The organism is Methylobacterium terrae, assembly GCF_003173755.1.
Classification (GTDB): domain Bacteria; phylum Pseudomonadota; class Alphaproteobacteria; order Rhizobiales; family Beijerinckiaceae; genus Methylobacterium; species Methylobacterium terrae.
The window spans coordinates 3,162,925-3,180,634 of record NZ_CP029553.1; the positions used below are offsets into that span (position 1 = coordinate 3,162,925).

Consider the following 17,710-nt stretch of genomic DNA (forward strand, 5'->3'; position numbering starts at 1 on the left):
CGTGCGTGTCGTCGTTCTCGCAATCATTGCCGCGTTCTCGGCAGGTTCGGCCGCCGCAACCGGCCCCGCCTCGCCCTCGGCCCAAGCGGAAGATGCGATCCTCGCGCAGATGACCGGGCGCGTGACCGGCGCGATGACGTCGGCGCCGCTGCCGCTCTTCATCCGCATGGCGCCGATGCGCCCGCCGGTCGTGCCGGCGATGCGCCGGGAATTCGTCGCCCTGGCGGAGAGCGCGGCCACGCGGCACGGCCTGGATGCCGAGTTCTTCAAGCGCCTCATCCGGCAGGAGAGCGGCTACAACCCGAACGCCGTGAGCGCGGCCGGCGCCCAGGGCATCGCCCAGTTCATGCCGGCGACCGCCCTGATGGTCGGCCTCGACGATCCCTTCGATCCGAGGAAGGCCCTGCCGAAATCCGCCGAGCACCTGGCCGCCCTGCGCCAGCGCCTGGGCAACGAGGGCCTCGCGGCCGCCGCCTACAATGCCGGCGAGGCGCGGGTGCGGGCGTGGCTGGCCGGCCGCTCCGCCCTGCCGCTCGAGACGCAGAACTACGTCCTCACCATCACCGGCCGGCAGGCCTCCGAGTGGATCGCGCGCGGCGCCGCGACCTTCGACCGGATCGGCTTCGCCTGGCCGGCCGCGGCCGGGACCTTCGATCGTTCGCGGGAGGAGGGCTGGCGACCCGGAAGCGGCCTGTTCGAGGCCGCCACCCCGAAGCCCTCCCCGAGGCCTCTCGCGGCGACGGCGCATCCGCGCGCTCCCGCCGTCGCGAGCGCCGCACGCCGGCCGGTCTCGGGGGAGCGGGACCTGTGCGCCAGGATGGGCTGCATCGTTGCCGCGTCGTACTAGAGCAGCGCGCGATCGCGCTGCCTTCGGACGCTCCTCCAGGCGTTCGATGGTGCCGCATCGTCTGCGGCGAACCGGCGTCCGCTTCGTCGGAGGATGCGTCCGGCGATCCCGCGCGGCGGCCGGCGGCTCAGCGCTGCACGACCGTCAGCCGGTGCCCGGTCCCGCCCTGGATCGCGCCGAGCTGGTTGCCCTGCCCGAGCTGCACCGCCTGGATCATCCCCAGGATTCCGCTCTGCTGCAGCGTGACCGTGTTGCCGGATCCGGCTTGATGGACGGAGACCGCGAGCCCGTCGCCCGACTGCGCCACCGTCAGGTGATTGCCGAAGCCGCCCTGGATCAGGGCCGCCTCGTTGCGAAAGCCGTCCTGGACGAGGCCGATCGCGTTGCGCGTGCCGGCCTGCGGGAGGCCGGGCCGGCCGACGTCGCCCGCCGGGGGAGCGAGGAGCAGGTCGCTCGTCCCGCTCCGGCCGAGACCCGCCGCGGCCGCCGGTTCGCCGCCCGGCAAGCCGGTGATTCCGCCGGCGAGGAGCCGCGGGCCCTGTCCGCCGGACCCGAGGGCGCCCCTGTCGGAGCCCATGCCGGTTCGAACCGCTCCGGGCGCGACCTGCGCGATCCAGACCTCCTGTGCCCGCGAAGGACAGGAGAATCCCAAGGCGGCGACGGCCAGCAGGACTGCGCCGAGAGATCCGGTCCTGACCATGCGCCCCACCTCGCGTTCGCCGCCTCGATCGGACGAACGATAGTCGTGCCGCGTGGAGAACAGGTTAAGACGGGCCGGACATGGTCGGAGGCGACACGATGAGAGCAGTCCCGTCTTGGTCGGTCTTGATTCATCTGACGCTGGGCACGGCCGCCCTGGCGCAGGGCGCAGGGTCGAGCGGCAACGTCAACGATTGCACGTTCCTCAAGGACCCGATCGAGCTGCGCAACTGCATCCTGCGGTTCGAGGGCACGGGTACGCCGCCTCCGGCCGTGATCGAGGCGCCGCCCCCGGCGACGCCCGCGGACGGCGCGCTGCCCGGGACCGCCGCGGAGGAGAGCACGGGCAAGCCGTCCGGACGGCGCGCCAAGAGCAGGCGGGCGCGCGGCAGGCCGCAGGCGCCCCCCGTCGCGCCGTCCCGGGCGCGCGACACCCCGACCTCGATCGAGCAGGTCGAGATCCCGCCGCGGGCCCGGTGACGGGCGGGGTGCCGGCCGCCCCTCAGCGATCCGTCCGGTGCGCCACCACGCCGACGAGGGCCACCGCCAGCGCCAGCCCGGCGCCGATCAGCGGCAGGTGGCCGTAGCCCACCCCCGCCGTGATGGCGACGCCGCCGAGCCAGGCGCCGAGGGCGTTGCCGAGGTTGAAGGCACCCTGGTTCACCGTCGAGGCGAGGTTGCGGGCGCCGTCGGCCGCGGTGAGCACCCGCATCTGCAGCGGCGCCACCAGGGCGAAGGCGAGGATGCCCCACAGGCCGATCAGCGCGGTGGCGGGCATCAGTGAAGAACTCGCCGGCACGAGGGCCAGCAGCACCGCGACGAGGGCGAGGCCCAGGCCGATCACCGAGGGCATCAGCCGCCAGTCGCCGAGGCGCCCGCCGAGCACGTTGCCGAGCGTCAGCCCGACGCCGAACAGCAGCAGCACGCCGGTGATCGCCGACGGGCTCGCGCCCGCGGTCGCGGCGAGCATCGGCGCGACGTAGGTGAAGACGCTGAACAGGCTCGCCGAGGCCAGCACGCTGAGCAGCATGGCGAGCACCACCTGGGTCCGGCGCAAGGCTCGCATCTCCGACAGCAGGCTGCCGGATTCGTGGGCCAGGCGCCGCGGCAGCCAGGCGAGGAGCGCCGCGGCGGCGACGAAGCCGATGCCGACCACGGCCCAGAACGTCGCCCGCCAGCCCAGCGCGTGGCCGAGCGCGGTGCCGAACGGCACGCCGAGCACGTTGGCGAGGGTGAGCCCGGTGAACATGATCGCGATGGCGCTCGCCTTGCGGTGCGCGGGGACGAGGTCCGCCGCCACCACCGAGCCGAGGCCGAAGAAGGCGCCGTGGCAGAGCGCCGTGACGATGCGGGCGAGCATCAGGAGGCGGTAATCGGCCGCGAGCGCGCAGAGCGCGTTGCCGAGGATGAACAGGCCGATCAGCACGAGAAGCGCCCGGCGCCGGTCGAGGCGCGACAGCAGCACCGCCACGACCGGCGAGCCGAAGGTGACGCTGAGCGCGTAGCCGGAGACGAGGAGACCCGCCTTCGGGATGCTCACCCCGAGATCCGAGGCCATCTCGGGCAGGAGCCCCATGATGACGAACTCGGTGGTGCCGATGCCGAAGGAGGCGGCGGCCAGCGCCAGGAGGGCGAGGCCCGCGGCGCGCCCGGTCGCCGCGGCGCCGGCGGTGTGATCGAGTGTGTGCTGCATCGCCGTCCTTACTGTTGCGATGCAGCATAAGGCGGGAGGCCGCCCGGGGTTCAGCCCCGGCGCCGCATGGCAGGCCTGCGGCGGCTCGGCAGGCCTGTGGCGGCTCGGCAGGCCTGTGGCGGCTCGGCAGGCCTGTGGCGGCTCGGCAGGCCTTTAGCGGCTTTGAAAGGCCTGCGGGGGCTCGGAAAGGCCGGGAGGATGTTGGCTCCGTCGAGAGACCGAGGCGACCGTTACGGCAAGGCCGCCCGCGGCCCGGTGCCGGCGGGCAGGGCCGCCAGGGCGTCGCGGACGATCGACTCGGTGAGGATCTGCGGCAGCACCGCGACGCCGCCGCGGCCGTCGTAGAGCAGGTAGAGCGGCACGCCCGAGCGGCCGTTGGCCTCGAGCACCCGGGTGATCTCCGGGTTCTGGTTGGTCCAGTCGCCGGTGAGCTGCGCCACGTCGTGGGCCCGGAAGGCCTCGCGCACCGAGGCCGCCCGCAGGGTGGCGCGGTCGTTGACCTGGCAGGTGATGCACCACGCCGCCGTCATGTTGACGAAGACCGGCCGGCGCTCGGCCAGGAGCGCGTCGAGCCGGGCCCGGCTGAACGGCTCGACCCCGTCCGCGGCCGCCACCGCGACCGGGCCGGCGCGGTCCCGGTCGAGCACGGCGAGGAGGCCGGCGACGCCGAGGAGGCCGACGAGCGTCGCGGCCTGCGCGGCGCGCCGGGCGACCGCGCCCGCCATCCGCCCGCGCTCGCTCGTCCAGGCGCAGAACGCCACCAGCACGAGGCCGGTGAGCCCGGCCATCAGCCCGGTCGGCCCGACCTGCCGGCTCAGCACCCAGACCAGCCACGCCACCGTGAGGTAGAGCGGGAAGGCGAGGACGCCCTTGAGGGTCTCCATCCAGGCGCCGGGCCGCGGCAGGCGCCGCAAGCCGGCCGGCCAGGCCGCCAGCAGGGCGAAGGGCAGGGCGAGCCCGAGGCCGAGCGCCGCGAAGACCGCGAGCGCGACCGGAGCCCCCTGCGTCAGCCCGTAGCCGACCGCCGCCCCCATGAAGGGCGCGGTGCAGGGCGTGGCGACGATCGTGGCGAGCACGCCGGTGAAGAACGAGCCCTCGAGCCCGGCCCGCCGGGTGAGGCCGTCGCCGAGCGACGCCGCCCGGCCGCCGAGGTGCCAGACCCCCGACAGGCTGAGGCCCATGGCGAACAGCCCGTAGGCGAGGCCGGCCACCACCAGGGGCGATTGCAGCTGGAAGCCCCAGCCGATCTGCGCGCCGCCGGCCCGCAGCGCGATCAGCAGGCCGGCGAGGCTCAGGAACGTCGCCAGCACGCCGGCCGCGTAGGCGAGGCCGTGCAGCCGCACCCGGCCCGGGCTCTCGCCGGAATGGCGCACCAGGCTCAGGACCTTGATCGACAGGACCGGGAAGACGCAGGGCATCAGGTTGAGGAGGAGCCCGCCCAGGAAGGCGAGGAAAGCCGCCTGCCACAGGCCCTCGGCCTCCGGCGGCGCGCTGGCGGTGGCGACGGGCGCGGAGGGGGCCGTCGTCGCGGGCGTCGGCGCCGCCTCGCCGAGCGCGTAGGCGCGGCGCACCGGGCCGGATCCGGTCTCCTCCGTGAAGGTCAGCACGCCGTCGGCCCGGGGCGCCGGGGCGTCGGCCTGGCTGCTGCGCTGGAGCCGCAGGTGCAGGCCGGTCGCGTCGCTCGTCGCGACCTGGACGGCGGCGTGCTCCAGGGCGGTCTCGGAATAGGGGAAGAACGCGAGGTCGCGGGCCTTCAGCCCCGGCGCGTCGATGTCGAGCACCGGGGTCGCGCCGTCCTGCCGCATCCGGACCGGCCAGGGCGCGGGCACCGGCAGGCGCTCCCGGCCCTGCGCGAACAGGGCCGCCGCGCGGGGATCGGGCCGCGGGCTGGTGCCGGCGGGCGCCACCGGCAGGCTCAGCGACAGCGACGCCTCGCCCGGCACGCATTCGCGCTCGCAGACGAGATAGGAGACCTTGGCCCTGAGCGGCACGGGCCCGGGCCCGAGCGTCTCCGGCGCGGTGACCGGCACCGTCAGCAGCACCTCGCCCTCGTAGCCGAAATTCATCAGGTCGCCGACCGGGATCCGCTCCGGCGCCGGCCACGCGACGGATCCCGCCGAGAAGCCCGCCGGCAGCGTCCAGGCGATCTCCGGCGGCAGGCCGGAATCGCCCGGGTTGCGCCAGTAGACGTGCCAGCCCGGCTTCATCGCGAGCCGCACGCCGGCGGTGAGCACGGTGCCCGGCGCGACCGCGCTCTCCTCGGTCACGAGCTCGGCCCGGACGAGGTCGGCGTATTTCGAGGAACGCGGCGCCTGCGCCGCGGCGGGCCCGAGGCCGAACCAGGACGCGAGGAGAACGAGGAGGAGGGCGAGGCGACGGGGCGGCATGGCTCACGGGTTACCCGGACTCTGCGGCGCTGGCGAGGCCGGGCGGATCGCGTTCGCGTGAGGCGCGGGGCCTCAGGGCGCGGGCCGGCGCCAGGGGGGCGGATCGAGGGCGCTCGCGAGCGCGTCGAGGAAGCGCCGGGTGCGCGCGGCGCGGGCCCGGCGCCGGGCGCCCAGCAGCGCCGTCACGGGGGCGTCCGGCAGGGCATAGCCGGGCAGGAGGCGCACGAGGCGCCCGGCCCGCAGGTCGCCGGCGACGTCCCATTCCGAGCGCAGGATGATGCCGCGCCCGGCGAGCGCCCAGCCGCGCACCACCTCGCCGTCGTTGCTCGACAGGCGCGGCTCGATCCGCACCCGCTCCTCGGTCTCCCCGGTCTCGGCCCCCGGGCTCCGGAAGCGCCACAGGGTCACGTCCTCGTCGTTCTCGCGCAGCGCGATGCAGGCGTGGGCGCCGAGCTCGGCGGGGCGCGCCGGGGTGCCCCGCGCGGCGAGGTAGGCCGGCGCGGCGCAGACCACCCGGTCGTTCGGGGCGAGCCGCCGGGCGATCAGGCCCGGCGCCGCCCGGGCGATCTCGCCGACATGGATCGCGAGGTCGAAGGTGCCCTCCGGCACGCCGCCGAGGCGGTCGGAGAGCACGAGGTCGATCGCCACCTCGGGGTGGTCCTCCTGGAACGAGGCCGCGACGGGGGCGACGTGGCGGCGGCCGAAGCCGAGCGGCGCGACGATCCGCAGGTGCCCGACCACCCGCCCGCGCCGGGCGGCCAGGGCCTCGTCGAGGTCGCCGAGGGCGTCGAGGACCGCGCGGCCGCGCTCGGCGACGAGCTCGCCCTCGTCGGTGAGCGCGAGGTGGCGCCCGGTCCGGTCGACGAGGTGCACGCCGAGCCGTTCCTCGAGCCCGCGCAGGCGCTGCGTGACCGCCGGCGGAGACACGTCGAGGGCACGCGCGGCGGCGGCGAGCGAGGCTGCGTCGGCGATGGCGAGGAAGAAGCGGAGGTCGTCGGTTCCGAGCATTAAGTCCGATCTTAATGCAGGAGGCAGCTACCGTTAATGGCGCTTGGGGGCCGTCCCGTGCTTCCTGCGGGCCTTCAGACCCCGCGACGGGAGGAGGTCCGCGACATGGCCGAAACGCTCGAGACCCTGGCGACCCCCTGTCTGCTCCTCGACGAGGCGCGCCTGCGCGCCAATGCCGAGCGGATGCGCGCCCACCTCGCCGGCCTCGGGGTGCGCTTGCGGCCCCATCTCAAGACCGCGAAGTCGCTCGACGTCGCCCGCATCGCCATGACGTCGCCGGAGGGGCCGGCGATCGTCTCGACCCTGCGCGAGGCCGAGTACTTCGCGGCGGGCGGGGTGCGCGACATGATCTACGGCGTCGGCATCGCGCCGGCGAAGCTGCCCCGGGTGGCGGCGATCAGGGCCGGGGGCACCGACCTCGCGATCATCCTCGACAGCCTCGAACAGGCGCGAGCCGTGGCGGCTCACGCCCGCGCGAGCGGCGACGCGGTGCCGGTGCTGATCGAGGTCGATGCCGACGGCCACCGCTCCGGCGTCGCGCCCCATGACGGCGACACCCTGGCGGCGATCGGCCGCGCGCTCACGGCGGGCGGCGCGACCTTGCGCGGCGTGATGCTGCATGCCGGCGACAGCTACGCCCTGCGCGACCCCGAGGCCCTGGCGGCGGCGGCCGAGAACGAGCGGGTCGCCGCGGTGACGGCGGCGGACGCGTTGCGCGCCGCGGGCCTGCCGTGCCCGGTGGTCAGCGTCGGCTCGACCCCGACCGCGCGGTTTGCCCGCGACCTCACCGGCATCACCGAGGTCCGGGCCGGCGTCTACATGGTGGGCGACCTGTTCCAGGCCGGCGTCGGCTCGGTCGCGGTCGAGGACATCGCGGTCTCGGTCCTCGCCACGGTGATCGGCCACCAGCGGGCGAAGGGCTGGATCATCGTCGATGCCGGCTGGATGGCGCTGTCGCGCGACCGCGGCACGGCGCGACAGGCCGTCGACCAGGGCTACGGCCTCGTCTGCGATCTCGCCGGCCGGCCCTATCCCGACCTCCTCGTCGCCGACGCCAACCAGGAGCACGGCATCGTGGCCCTGCGGGCGGGCTCGGGCGGGGGCCTGCCGGACCTTCCGGTCGGCGCGCAGGTGCGCATCCTGCCGAACCACGCCTGCGCCACCGGCGCGCAGTACGACCGCTACCACGTCCTCGACGGCGAGGGCCGGGTCTCGGCCGTGTGGCCGCGCATCAACGGCTGGTAGGGAAGAGCCGCTGGACCGGAGGGGAGAGACCCATGTCGACCCGTCGCTACGACGCCGTCCTGTTCGACCTTCTGACCGCGCTCCTCGACAGCTGGACGCTGTGGAACGCGGTCGCCGGCGACGACGATCTCGGCCGGCGCTGGCGCGCCGAGTACCTGCGGATCACCTACCGCACCGGCGGCTACCGGCCCTACGAGGCGCTGGTCGCCGAAGCGGCGGAGGCGGTCGGGCTGCCGCGCACGGCGGCCGGGCAGCTCGACGAGCGCTACGGCGAGCTGAAGCCCTGGCCCGGCGTGCCGCAGGCCCTGCGGGCGCTGGCCGCGGCTTCCGTGCCGCTCGGCATCGTGACGAACTGCTCGGAGCGGCTCGGCCGCATCGCGGCGGGGTGCGTCGGGGTCGACGTCGCGGTCCTCGTCACGGCGGAGCGGGCCGGGTTCTACAAGCCCGATCCCCGGACCTACCGGCTCGGGCTGCGGGAGATCGGCGTCGCGGCGCCGCGCTGCCTGTTCGTCGCCGGCTCGCCCTACGACCTCGTCGGGACGGGGGCGGCCGGGCTGCCGACCTACTGGCACGACCGCTCCGGGATGACCGCTCCTCCGGACGCGCCCGCGCCGCTCGCCCGCGCGACGAACCTCGACGGGCTGCCGGCCTTCGTCCTCGGCTAGAGCATTGCCCGACGAACCGGTGTCCGGTTCGTCGGACGAGGCGGCGTGATCAAGGACCTGGAGCGGCGTTCGGTGGCGAGACGACCCGAGCGCGGCCCTAGCTCGCATCCTCCGGCTCGGGGCCGCGGGTCTGGTCCAGCGGCTTCCCGTCCGGGCCTTTCGCGCGCCCGTCCTTCTCGCCCCTCGCCACGCTCCGCTCGGGAGGCTTCAGCGCCACCGTCTGCCCGGTGCGGGCGGCCTCGTAGATCGCCTCCATCAGGATCTGGTCCTGCAGGCCCTCCTCGCCCGGGGTGCGGGGGGTGCGGCCCTCGAGGATGCAGGTCGCCATGTGGTCGATCTCGAGGGCGAACTGGTTCTTCTGCCCCAGCACCCGCTCCTCGCGCGCCTCGGCCCTGCCCTCGCGGTGGCTCAGGAACAGGCGCTGGCCCTGGTAGGCGAAGGCGTTCTGGAGCTGGATCGCCGCGCCCTCGGCCTGGACGGTCAGGGAGCGGGTCTCGTGGGCGCCGTAGCTGGTCGAGCACAGGGCGAGCGCGCCGGAGGGGAACCGCAGCGTGAACGCCACCGTCTCCTCGACCTCGCGGTAGAGGGGATCGTCGACCGAGTGAACCTGCGCCTGGACGGAGACCGGCTCCTCGCCCATCAGCGCCCGCACCCCGTTGAGGCAGTAGAGCCCGATATCCGGCAGCGCGCCGCCGCCGGCCAGCGCCTTGCGCATCCGCCACTGCTCGGGCAGGCTCATGGTCTGGGTGTTGGTCGCCTCGATCAGCTTGACCTTGCCGTACTTGCCGCTGCGCGCCAGGTGCACGACCTCGCGGTTGTAGGGCTCGTACTGGCAGCGATAGGCGATCATCAGCGTCACCTTCGCCGTGGCGCAGGCGTCGATCATCGCCCGCGCCTCCGCCGCGGAGGTCGCCATCGGCTTCTCGCACAGCACGTGCTTGCCGGCGCCGGCCGCGGCGATCACCTGGTCGCGGTGCAGCGCGTTCGGGGTGACGATGTAGACCGCCTTCACCTCCGGGTTGCGGGCGAGCGCGTCCCACCCGTCGTAGCCGTAGACTGCCTCGGGCCTGATGCCGTGCTGCGCCGCCACCGCCTTGGCCTTGTCGGGCGAGCCCGACATCAGCGCGACGGGCTTCGCCTTGCGGCACTCGCCGAAGGCCGGGAGGATCTCCTCCAGCGACAGCCTCCCCAGGCCCACGATCGCGAAGCCGACCCGCTCGGAGGGCGGCAGCGGCGCCGGCGGCGGCGGGGAGGGGCGGTCGGACGGGCCGCGCCAGTTCGGGAACGTGACCTTGCCGTTCTCGACCTTGCCCGTATCGACCGGCCGCTCGGGCCCGGGCGTCCCTTGCCCGGACGTCCCTTGCGCCGCCGCGCTGCCGATCCCGACCAGGGTGGCCCCGCCGGCCATCATCAGGCTGCGGCGCGAGAGGGCGGTGACATCGTCCGGCATCGGCACTCATCCGTTGGGGCGGGAGCCTGCGCAACGTGTCGAGGGTGGCGGGGTTCCGGCGATGCCGAGCGTTGGTCGGACCGCTCGATGACGCTTCGGACCGGCAACGCGAGAAAGGCCGACCCTCGCGGGCCGGCCTTCCGGGAACTCACCGCACCTCAGGCTCACTCGCCCGCCATCATCTCCGGCGAGAAGTGGCCGCACCAATCCTGGGCCGAGACCACCGGCCACAGGCCGTGCCCTTGCGGCTCGGGCTGGCTCACCGGCGGGTTGAAGCGGCACAGGCCCTCCTCGCCCTGCGCGGCGGCGCCGTTGAGCTTGTGGTCGTCGTAGTAGCGGCAGCTGTGGCAGTTCGCGGACGGGGTCGTCGTCATGTCGTGCCTCCTTGCGAATTAGAAGAACTCCAATCAGGCGGATAACGGGAGGGCGCGCGGCGGGTTCCCGATGCGCGGTCCGCGACGCGGCACCCCCGATGCGGCTTTCGACCACGGGGACGCGCCGCCTTCCGCCTTGAACGAACCCAGAACAGAGCCCAGGTTGCCGGTATGGACGACGCCCTGAAGAAGAAGCTCACGATCCTCGCCGACGCGGCGAAGTACGATGCCTCCTGCGCCTCGTCGGGGGCGCCCAAGCGCAAGGCCGAACCCGGCGGGCTCGGCTCGACCACCGGGGCCGGGATCTGCCACGCCTACACGCCGGACGGGCGCTGCGTCTCGCTGCTCAAGATCCTGCTCACCAATTACTGCCTGTTCGACTGCGCCTACTGCGTCAACCGGCGCTCCTCGAACGTGCGACGGGCCCGGTTCTCGGTCGACGAGGTCGTGACGCTGACGGTCGAGTTCTACAAGCGCAACTACATCGAGGGGCTGTTTCTCTCCTCCGGGATCATCCGCTCGCCCGACCACACGATGGAGCAGCTGATCCGGGTGGCCAAGACCTTGCGTCAGCGCCACGGCTTTCGCGGCTACATCCACCTGAAGACCATCCCCGAGGCGAGCCCGTGGCTGATCGAGCAGGCCGGGCTCTACGCCGACCGGCTCTCGATCAACCTCGAACTGCCGACCGAGGCGAGCCTGGAGCGGCTGGCGCCGGAGAAGGACGGCGCCGCGATCCAGACCGCGATGGGCCAGATGGGCGAGCGCATCCTGCAGGCGAAGGAGGAGAAGCGCCGCTTCGCCCCCGCCGGGCAATCGACGCAGGTGATCGTCGGCGCCGATGCCAGCACCGACGAATCGCTGATCCGCACCTCGGCGCGGCTCTACGACCATTACGGCCTGAAGCGGATCTACTACTCGGCCTTCAGCCCGATTCCCGACGCCGCCTCGATTCTGCCGAGCAAATCCCCGCCGCTCCAGCGCGAGCACCGGCTGTACCAGGCCGACTGGCTGATGCGGTACTACGAGTTCTCGCCCGACGACGTGGCGGGGGCGACCGAATCCGGCATGCTCGCCCTCGACGTCGACCCGAAGCTCGCCTGGGCCCTGCGCAACCGCGACCGCTTCCCCGTCGACGTCAACAAGGCCGACCGGGAGATGCTGCTGCGGGTGCCGGGCCTCGGCGTCCGGGCGGTCGACAAGATCGTGGCGGCGCGCCGGCACGCGACCCTGCGGCTCGACGACGTGGCGCGGCTCACCTCGGGCCTCAAGCGCGCCCGGCCGTTCCTGATCGCGGCCGATTACGCGCCGGTGCGGCTCACCGACCGGCTCGACCTGCGCGCGCGCCTCGCCGAGCCGCCGCGCCAGCTGAGCCTGTTCTAGATGGCGCTCCGCACGATCCGCCTGCGGCCGGGCGCCGACCTCGCGGGTTTCCGCGAGGCGGTCCGGCGGCTGATCCACGAGGGCGTGCCGCCGGAGGCGGTGACCTGGGTCGCCGGGGAGGCGCGCTCGCTGTTCCCCGAGGACGCGCCCCCCGGGGAGCCCGCGCCGGCGCTCGCCCTGCCGCGGGCGGTGGCCGCCCTCGCCTCCGCCGTCGTGATGCACCGCGAGCCCGAGCGCTACGGCCTGCTCCACCGGCTGATCCGGCGCGTCGCGGACGGCGAGCGCCACCTCGCCGAGGTCGCCAGCGACCCGCTGGTCCACCGCCTGAACCTGATGCGCAAGGCGGTGGGCCGCGACCTGCACAAGATGCACGCCTTCCTGCGCTTCCGCCGCGCCGGGTCGGGCGAGGGGACGGGGGAGGGCGGCCGGGAGCGGTTCGCCGCCTGGTTCGAGCCCGAGCACCACATCCTCGTCGAGGCGGCGCCGTTCTTCTCGGCCCGCTTCCCGTCCTTCGACTGGTCGATCCTGACCCCGGACGGCTCGGCGCACTGGGACGGGCGGTCCCTGTCCTTCGGTCCGCCGGGCTGGCGCGAGGACGTGCCCGAGCAGGACGCGTTCGAGGCCGGCTGGACCGACTATTATTCCAGCACCTTCAACCCCGCCCGCACCAACCTCGCGGCGATGCGGGCCGAGATGCCGAAGAAGTACTGGCACAACATGCCCGAGACCGCGGCGATCCCGGGGCTCGTGCGCGAGGCCGGGCGGCGGGTCGGGGAGATGATCGCGCGTGCCCCCGAGGCGCCGGCAAAGCGCGTGCCGGCGCGGGCGCTCGCCGCCATGGCGGCGCAGGAGCCGGACTCCCTCGAGGCGCTGAACGCGGTGATCCGCGCCTCCGAGCCCCTGGTGCCGGGCGCGACGCAGGCGGTGCTCGGGGAGGGCCCCGTGGGCGCCGCCATCGCCTTCGTGGGCGAGCAGCCGGGCGACCAGGAGGACCTGCAGGGCCGGCCCTTCGTCGGCCCGGCGGGCCGGCTGCTGGCGGGCGCCCTGCGCGAGGCGGGGATCGACCGCGACCGGGCCTACCTCACCAATGCGGTCAAGCACTTCAAGTTCGAGGCGCGGGGCAAGCGGCGCCTCCACCGGTCGCCCACCGCCGGCGAGGTCGCGCATTACCGCTGGTGGCTCGACCGCGAGCTCGCCTTCGTGGCCCCGCGCCTCGTGGTGGCGCTCGGCGCCACCGCCGTGCTCGCGCTGACCGGCCGCCAGGTCCCGATCACCCGCGCCCGCGGGCCGGCCGCCTTCGACGGCAGGCCGTACCGGGGCTTCGTCACCGTCCACCCCTCCTACCTGCTGCGCCTGCCCGACGAGGCCCGGGAAGAGGCCTATGCGGGCTTCGTCGACGACCTGCGGCGCGCCGCGTCCCTGGCGGCGGAGCTCGCGACGGCCTCCGCGTAGGACCGGAATTACCCCGGGAAACGCTGCACTGCGGAAACCAAGCCGGTCCTGCCGAGTTTGTCGCCAGACCGGAACCGGGAAACGAGGACCATGAGGCTGATCGTGTCCGCCCTCGCGGCGGGAATCTGTCTGGGTGCCGCCGCGGCGCCCGCCATCGCCAGGACGGGCGCCAAGGCGGCGGACCGCTTCGACGGCACCTGGAGCGTCGAGGTCATCACCGAGAGCGGCTCCTGCGACCGCGCCTACCGCTACGGCGTGATCATCCAGAACGGCCAGGCCCGTTACGCCGGCGGCGGCGATTTCACCGTCTCCGGGCGGGTGCAGCCGAGCGGCGCCGTCCGGGCGACGATCAGCCGGGGCGACGCGGCCGCCCAGGTGGTGGGGCGCCTCGGCAGCGAGGGCGGCGGCAACGGCACCTGGACCACCTCCGGCTCCGCCAGCTGCAAGGGCCGCTGGAACGCCGAGCGCCGCGGCTGAGGCGGGCCCCGCGGCGAAGGAGAGCGCCGCGCCCGAGCTGCGAATGCTGCCGCTAAGCTTCGCGGCGACAGGACACAGGCTTCAGAAATCGAACTTCTCCCTGGGTTTCGCCCAAGATCCGCCCTTGATCGGCACGAGGCTTGCCGGGATAGAGGCGGTTGATTCGGCCGAGGCCTGGATGATGAAAGCTCTGCTGTACGGCGCGATCTGCACCTTCGCGGCGATGGAACTGGCCGCCGCGGCCCACCCGGCCGCGGCCGCGCCGGTCCCTCGCGCCGAGCAACGGCGCGCGGTGCTCACGCCCCTCGAACAGGCCGCGACCGACTGCTTCGCCGAGACCATCGGCAACAACCCGGCCGCGCTCGCGCATGCCCGGGCCGGTCGCTGGTACGAGGCGGCCGGCGTGATCGGCTTCCTGTGCCGGCCCGAGGTCGACGCGATGACCAAGGCCCGCGACCACCTCGACGGCCGCGGCGCCGGCGCGCGCTACTTCACGGGCGCCTACACCCGCCATCTCGGCCAGGAGCTCGCCCGGCGCCTCGAGCCGCTGCTGACGACCAAGGCCTTCGCCAATGCCGAGCCGCGCGCCGACAGCGAGGCGCCGGCGGCGCCGGCCGAGGAGCCGTGATCGCGCGGGCGGGGGCGGGGCACCGGGGTGTCGCCGTCCCGTCGCTCGCCACGGATGTCGGGCAAGGACAGGATCTCGGGACGGACAAGATTTCGAGACGCCGGCGTAAACCGCCCTCCTCTGCAGCACGTCCGCCCGGGGACGAGCGCCTTCGGAATCGGGCCCGCGATCGCCCGGAGAGGGGGGACCGGCGCCTCGCCTTCTGCCCGGACGGCCCGGCCTTTGCGGGAGGGGTCGGACGCGAGGACCCACCGCCGCATTTCTCCCGGTCCACTTAACCCGCCCGCAAGCCCGGCCCGCTATCGAGGACCTTCGCGCGGCGCGATCGGAGCGGCGGGATGGCGGCCGGGGCTTCTCTCGGCGAGGCGGAGGCGGGCGGCGGCGCCGGCACCGCGCTCGCGGTGTTCGGCGTCCGGATCGCCGCGGCGGCCTGCGCCTTCGTCGCCCAGGTTCTGATGGCGCGCCTGATGGGCGGCGAGGAGTACGGCGTCTTCGCCACGGTCTGGGTCTGGACCGCCCTCGTCGGCCATGCCTCGACCTGGGGGCTGTCGCAGGCCGCCTGCCGCTTCCTGCCGGCCTACCGGGCGCAGGGCGCCGCCGGGCCGGCCCGGGGGTTCGTCGCGTTCGGGGCCGTGTTCTCCCTCATGGCCGCATCGGTCCTGGCGGGCGCCGGCGCCGCCCTCGTCTGGCTCGCCCCCGGCCTCGTCGGACCCTCCTACGCGGCGCCGCTCCTCGTCGCGGCCCTGGTGCTGCCGCTCTTCGCCCTGCAGGATTTCTGCGAGGGCGTGGCGCGGGCCTGCGACTGGCCCCTGCTCGCGGTGGCGCCGCCCTACCTCCTGCGCCAGGGCCTGATCATGGCGCTGATGCTCGTCGCGGTCGGGGTCGGCGCGCCGGCCGAGGCCTGGGTCGCCGTCGCCTGCACGCTCGCCGGCACCGCCCTGTCGCTCGGCCTCCAGGCGGGCCTCCTGCTCCGGCGCCTGGCCCGCGAGCACCGTGCGGGCCGGGCGCCCCGGCCCTGGCGCGACTGGCTCCGGGCAGCCCTGCCGATGGCGCTGATCGATCTCGCCGGTTCGGGCTTCAACTTCGTCGACGTGCTGGTGCTCGGTTTCCTGCTCCCGCCCGCGGAGGTCGGCACCTATTTCGCGGCGACGCGCCTCCTGCAATTCGTGGTCTTCGTCCAGTACGCCGCCTCCGCGGTGACGGCCCAGCGCTTCGCCGCGGCCCAGGCGCGGGGCGACCGGGCCGGGCTCGAGGCCCTGGTCCGGCGCTGGTCGCGGCTGACCTTCGCCGCCACCCTGGCCACCGGCCTCGCCGTGGTGGCCGCCGGACCGCTGCTGCTCGGGCTGTTCGGGGCGGAGTTCCGTGCCGCCCTGCCGCTCCTCGCCATCCTGGTCGCCGGCCATGGCCTCGCCGCCGCCTTCGGGCCGGCGGAGGACCTCCTGACCATGCTCGGCGCCGAGCGCGCCTGCGCGGCCGTGACGGTCGGGCTCCTCGGGGCGGCCGTCCTCCTCACCGCGGCGCTGGTCTCCGTCCTCGGCCTCGCCGGCGCGGCGCTCGCCGCGTGCCTCGTCACGGCCCTGCGCGGCGGGACGCTGGCGCTCCTGGCGCAGCGCCGCCTCGGCCTGCCGACCCCGGCCTTCGCCCGATGACCGCACGCTCCGCGCCCCTGCACCCGCCCTTGCCATCGCCATCGCCGTCGCCCGTCGCGGAGCCGAGCTGGGCGGTCGCGACGCTCGCCGACCTGAGCCGCGAGCCCGGGCCCTGGGACGCCCTGGTCGCCCGGGCGGACCGCCCGAGCCCGGATTATTCGCGGCGGATGCTGGAGGCCCATCGCGACTACGGCCTCGCCCCGCCGGACCTGCCCTGCCTCGCGGTGCGCCGCGGCCCCGACCTCCTGGCGCTGCTGCCGTTCCGGATCGGGCGCGGCCCCCTCGGGCTCGGCCGGGTCGCGCGGCCCTTCGCCTCGCCCTACCTCACGGTCACGGCCCCCCTGGTGGCGGGGGGCCCGGAGGAGGCGCCGGCCCTCGCAGCCCTCGCGGCCGGGATGCGCGACCTCGGCTGCCCGTGGTGGTGGCCGCTCCTGCCGACGGCGGACGGGCCGTCCGGCCCGGCCCTGCTCGGTGCGCTCGGCCGGGACGGGTGGGGCGTGGAGGAGGTCTCGCACATCCTGCGCCCGGTGCTCTCGCGCCGCCCGAGCCACGACGCCTTCCTGCGCGACCACCCGCACAAGGGCCGGCTCAAGGATCTGCGCCGGCGCCGGCGCCGGCTCGAGGAGGCGGGCCGCGTCGCCCTGGAGGCGGTCGGGCCGGGCGGGGACCTCGAGGCGGCGGTGGCCGAGTTCCTCGACCTGGAGCGGCGCGGCTGGAAGGGCCGGGCCGGCACCGCGCTCGCCTGCCGCCCCGCGACCGCGGGCTTCGCCCGGGCGCTGTTTCGCCCCGGCGACGGCCCGGTGACCGGCCGGGCCGACCTCCTGCGCCTCGACGGGCGGGTGATCGCCGCGAGCCTGGCGCTCGTCTGCGGCGGCACCGCGACGCTGCTCAAGACCGCCTACGACGAGGAGCAGCGCCGGCTCGCCCCCGGCGTGCTGCTCGAGGCCGAGATCGTGCGCGCGCTGCACGAGACCCGTTTCGCGGAGAGGCTCGACTCGGCGACCCTGGCGAGCGCGGTGCTCGACGACCTCTACTACCCCGAGCGCGCCCGCATCGCCGAGATTGTGGCGTCGCCCCCGGGCGGGCCGCCGCCGGGGCGGCTCGCGGCGCGGGCGAGGGCGCAGGCCGCCGCCAAGGGCTGGATCAAGGCGCGTCTGTCGGGGTTTCGCGGCCGCTGACCGCGGCGGCGTTCGAGGCGGTGGCCCCGCGGGCCGCGTCGGCCTCGCGGGCCGCGTCGGCCTCGCGCCAGCCGACCCGGGCCTGCGGGCGCGCGTCGGTCGAGGCGAAGTAGGGCTTGATGTCGAGGAGAGGCGTGCCGTCGAGGCAGTCGAGCCCGCGCACCCGCAGGGTGGCGCCCCTGAGTTCGAGCAGCTCCACCACCGAAACCGCGATCGGGTTCGGCCGCGCCGGCGAGCGCAGCGCGAAGGTGCCGCGGGGCTCGGGCGCGTGGCGGGGCTGCTGCGCCACCAGGTTCCGCGGCGCCCGGTCCATCCAGTACAGGACGATCAGGTGGCTGGTGCCGGACAGGCTCCTCAGGGCCGGGGCGAAGCGGGGATCGACCTCCAGGGTGCAGACCGCGTCCGACTGGGCCGAGTTGCGCGGGCACTCCGCCCGCGCGGTCCAGGGCGTGCGCACCCGGCCGACGAAGTAGAGCCCGGCATCGAACGAGGCCGGCAGGTCGACCGCCTCCTCGCCCGGGCGCGGACCGAACGCCCCGCCGACATCTCCCTCGCTCATGCGCACCACCTCTCGA

At 74.9% G+C, this 17,710-nt stretch carries 17 protein-coding genes; 10 read left to right on the forward strand and 7 right to left on the reverse strand.

The window, feature by feature from the left end:
* Positions 1–109: 109 nt before the first annotated feature.
* A complete protein-coding gene (locus DK419_RS29990) occupies positions 110–847 on the forward strand; it encodes a transglycosylase SLT domain-containing protein (RefSeq protein ID WP_109959723.1) in 738 nt (245 codons plus the stop codon).
* Between the two features lie 127 nt (positions 848–974).
* Here the strand turns inward: DK419_RS29990 and DK419_RS14620 are convergent, their stop codons facing one another.
* Positions 975–1,424: a hypothetical protein gene (locus DK419_RS14620; RefSeq protein WP_162561236.1), complete on the reverse strand. Its 450-nt coding sequence runs from the start codon at positions 1,422–1,424 to the stop codon at positions 975–977.
* A 221-nt stretch (positions 1,425–1,645) separates the two neighbouring features.
* Here DK419_RS14620 and DK419_RS14625 point away from each other — a divergent pair, with 221 nt between their 5' ends.
* Entirely contained in the window at positions 1,646–2,026 is a 381-nt protein-coding gene (locus DK419_RS14625) for a hypothetical protein (protein WP_162561237.1), read from the forward strand.
* A gap of 22 nt (positions 2,027–2,048) precedes the next feature.
* Here the strand turns inward: DK419_RS14625 and DK419_RS14630 are convergent, their stop codons facing one another.
* From DK419_RS14630 to DK419_RS14640, 3 genes are all read right to left on the reverse strand, one after another.
* On the reverse strand, positions 2,049–3,239 hold the full coding sequence (locus DK419_RS14630; protein WP_109959726.1) for an MFS transporter: 1,191 nt from the start codon (positions 3,237–3,239) through the stop codon (positions 2,049–2,051).
* A 230-nt stretch (positions 3,240–3,469) separates the two neighbouring features.
* Positions 3,470–5,626 (reverse strand): protein-disulfide reductase DsbD family protein, encoded by a 2,157-nt coding sequence (locus tag DK419_RS14635; RefSeq protein WP_109959727.1) that lies wholly within the window; start codon positions 5,624–5,626, stop codon positions 3,470–3,472.
* A 72-nt stretch (positions 5,627–5,698) separates the two neighbouring features.
* Complete coding sequence (locus DK419_RS14640) at positions 5,699–6,634, reverse strand: LysR substrate-binding domain-containing protein (RefSeq protein WP_109959728.1); 936 nt, start codon at positions 6,632–6,634, stop codon at positions 5,699–5,701.
* A 105-nt stretch (positions 6,635–6,739) separates the two neighbouring features.
* On the opposite strand from DK419_RS14640, the gene DK419_RS14645 reads away from it, so the two are divergent.
* On the forward strand, positions 6,740–7,879 hold the full coding sequence (locus DK419_RS14645; protein WP_109959729.1) for a DSD1 family PLP-dependent enzyme: 1,140 nt from the start codon (positions 6,740–6,742) through the stop codon (positions 7,877–7,879).
* Positions 7,880–7,911: 32 nt separating this feature from the next.
* The gene (locus DK419_RS14650) at positions 7,912–8,544 is read left to right on the forward strand and encodes an HAD-IA family hydrolase (RefSeq protein WP_109959730.1); all 633 of its coding nucleotides are present in this window, start codon (positions 7,912–7,914) and stop codon (positions 8,542–8,544) included.
* Between the two features lie 97 nt (positions 8,545–8,641).
* Here DK419_RS14650 and DK419_RS14655 read toward each other — a convergent pair whose 3' ends face one another.
* Both DK419_RS14655 and DK419_RS14660 read right to left on the reverse strand, forming a co-directional pair.
* Positions 8,642–9,994, reverse strand: a complete 1,353-nt coding sequence (locus DK419_RS14655) for a Gfo/Idh/MocA family protein (protein WP_109959731.1) — start codon at positions 9,992–9,994, stop codon at positions 8,642–8,644.
* Positions 9,995–10,158: 164 nt separating this feature from the next.
* Positions 10,159–10,368: a hypothetical protein gene (locus DK419_RS14660; RefSeq protein ID WP_109959732.1), complete on the reverse strand. Its 210-nt coding sequence runs from the start codon at positions 10,366–10,368 to the stop codon at positions 10,159–10,161.
* A gap of 171 nt (positions 10,369–10,539) precedes the next feature.
* Here DK419_RS14660 and DK419_RS14665 point away from each other — a divergent pair, with 171 nt between their 5' ends.
* The 6 genes from DK419_RS14665 to DK419_RS14690 all read left to right on the forward strand — a co-directional run bounded on the left by DK419_RS14665 (position 10,540) and on the right by DK419_RS14690 (position 17,135).
* Entirely contained in the window at positions 10,540–11,751 is a 1,212-nt protein-coding gene (locus DK419_RS14665) for a putative DNA modification/repair radical SAM protein (RefSeq protein WP_109959733.1), read from the forward strand.
* Positions 11,752–13,203 (forward strand): UdgX family uracil-DNA binding protein, encoded by a 1,452-nt coding sequence (locus DK419_RS14670; RefSeq protein ID WP_109959734.1) that lies wholly within the window; start codon positions 11,752–11,754, stop codon positions 13,201–13,203.
* A gap of 90 nt (positions 13,204–13,293) precedes the next feature.
* Positions 13,294–13,680, forward strand: a complete 387-nt coding sequence (locus DK419_RS14675) for a hypothetical protein (RefSeq protein WP_208642198.1) — start codon at positions 13,294–13,296, stop codon at positions 13,678–13,680.
* Between the two features lie 181 nt (positions 13,681–13,861).
* Positions 13,862–14,308 (forward strand): hypothetical protein, encoded by a 447-nt coding sequence (locus DK419_RS14680; protein WP_425352670.1) that lies wholly within the window; start codon positions 13,862–13,864, stop codon positions 14,306–14,308.
* 338 nt (positions 14,309–14,646) lie between these two features.
* Positions 14,647–15,957, forward strand: a complete 1,311-nt coding sequence (locus DK419_RS14685; protein ID WP_109959736.1) for a lipopolysaccharide biosynthesis protein — start codon at positions 14,647–14,649, stop codon at positions 15,955–15,957.
* Positions 15,954–17,135: a GNAT family N-acetyltransferase gene (locus tag DK419_RS14690; protein WP_109959737.1), complete on the forward strand. Its 1,182-nt coding sequence runs from the start codon at positions 15,954–15,956 to the stop codon at positions 17,133–17,135. Before DK419_RS14685 ends, DK419_RS14690 begins: the two co-directional genes overlap by 4 nt.
* Here the strand turns inward: DK419_RS14690 and tsaA are convergent.
* Entirely contained in the window at positions 17,101–17,694 is a 594-nt protein-coding gene (gene tsaA / locus DK419_RS14695; protein ID WP_109959738.1) for a tRNA (N6-threonylcarbamoyladenosine(37)-N6)-methyltransferase TrmO, read from the reverse strand. The genes DK419_RS14690 and tsaA overlap by 35 nt on opposite strands.
* Positions 17,695–17,710 lie beyond the last annotated feature (16 nt).

Bases quoted from the DNA above. Each gene is read 5' to 3' on its own strand.
- DK419_RS29990 (WP_109959723.1), top strand. From the start codon at position 110: ATGACCGGGCGCGTGACCGGCGCGATGACGTCGGCGCCGCTGCCGCTC.
- DK419_RS14620 (WP_162561236.1), bottom strand. From the start codon at position 1,424: ATGGGCTCCGACAGGGGCGCCCTCGGGTCCGGCGGACAGGGCCCGCGG.
- DK419_RS14625 (WP_162561237.1), top strand. From the start codon at position 1,646: ATGAGAGCAGTCCCGTCTTGGTCGGTCTTGATTCATCTGACGCTGGGC.
- DK419_RS14630 (WP_109959726.1), bottom strand. From the start codon at position 3,239: ATGCAGCACACACTCGATCACACCGCCGGCGCCGCGGCGACCGGGCGC.
- DK419_RS14635 (WP_109959727.1), bottom strand. From the start codon at position 5,626: ATGCCGCCCCGTCGCCTCGCCCTCCTCCTCGTTCTCCTCGCGTCCTGG.
- DK419_RS14640 (WP_109959728.1), bottom strand. From the start codon at position 6,634: ATGCTCGGAACCGACGACCTCCGCTTCTTCCTCGCCATCGCCGACGCA.
- DK419_RS14645 (WP_109959729.1), top strand. From the start codon at position 6,740: ATGGCCGAAACGCTCGAGACCCTGGCGACCCCCTGTCTGCTCCTCGAC.
- DK419_RS14650 (WP_109959730.1), top strand. From the start codon at position 7,912: ATGTCGACCCGTCGCTACGACGCCGTCCTGTTCGACCTTCTGACCGCG.
- DK419_RS14655 (WP_109959731.1), bottom strand. From the start codon at position 9,994: ATGCCGGACGATGTCACCGCCCTCTCGCGCCGCAGCCTGATGATGGCC.
- DK419_RS14660 (WP_109959732.1), bottom strand. From the start codon at position 10,368: ATGACGACGACCCCGTCCGCGAACTGCCACAGCTGCCGCTACTACGAC.
- DK419_RS14665 (WP_109959733.1), top strand. From the start codon at position 10,540: ATGGACGACGCCCTGAAGAAGAAGCTCACGATCCTCGCCGACGCGGCG.
- DK419_RS14670 (WP_109959734.1), top strand. From the start codon at position 11,752: ATGGCGCTCCGCACGATCCGCCTGCGGCCGGGCGCCGACCTCGCGGGT.
- DK419_RS14675 (WP_208642198.1), top strand. From the start codon at position 13,294: ATGAGGCTGATCGTGTCCGCCCTCGCGGCGGGAATCTGTCTGGGTGCC.
- DK419_RS14680 (WP_425352670.1), top strand. From the start codon at position 13,862: ATGAAAGCTCTGCTGTACGGCGCGATCTGCACCTTCGCGGCGATGGAA.
- DK419_RS14685 (WP_109959736.1), top strand. From the start codon at position 14,647: ATGGCGGCCGGGGCTTCTCTCGGCGAGGCGGAGGCGGGCGGCGGCGCC.
- DK419_RS14690 (WP_109959737.1), top strand. From the start codon at position 15,954: ATGACCGCACGCTCCGCGCCCCTGCACCCGCCCTTGCCATCGCCATCG.
- tsaA (WP_109959738.1), bottom strand. From the start codon at position 17,694: ATGAGCGAGGGAGATGTCGGCGGGGCGTTCGGTCCGCGCCCGGGCGAG.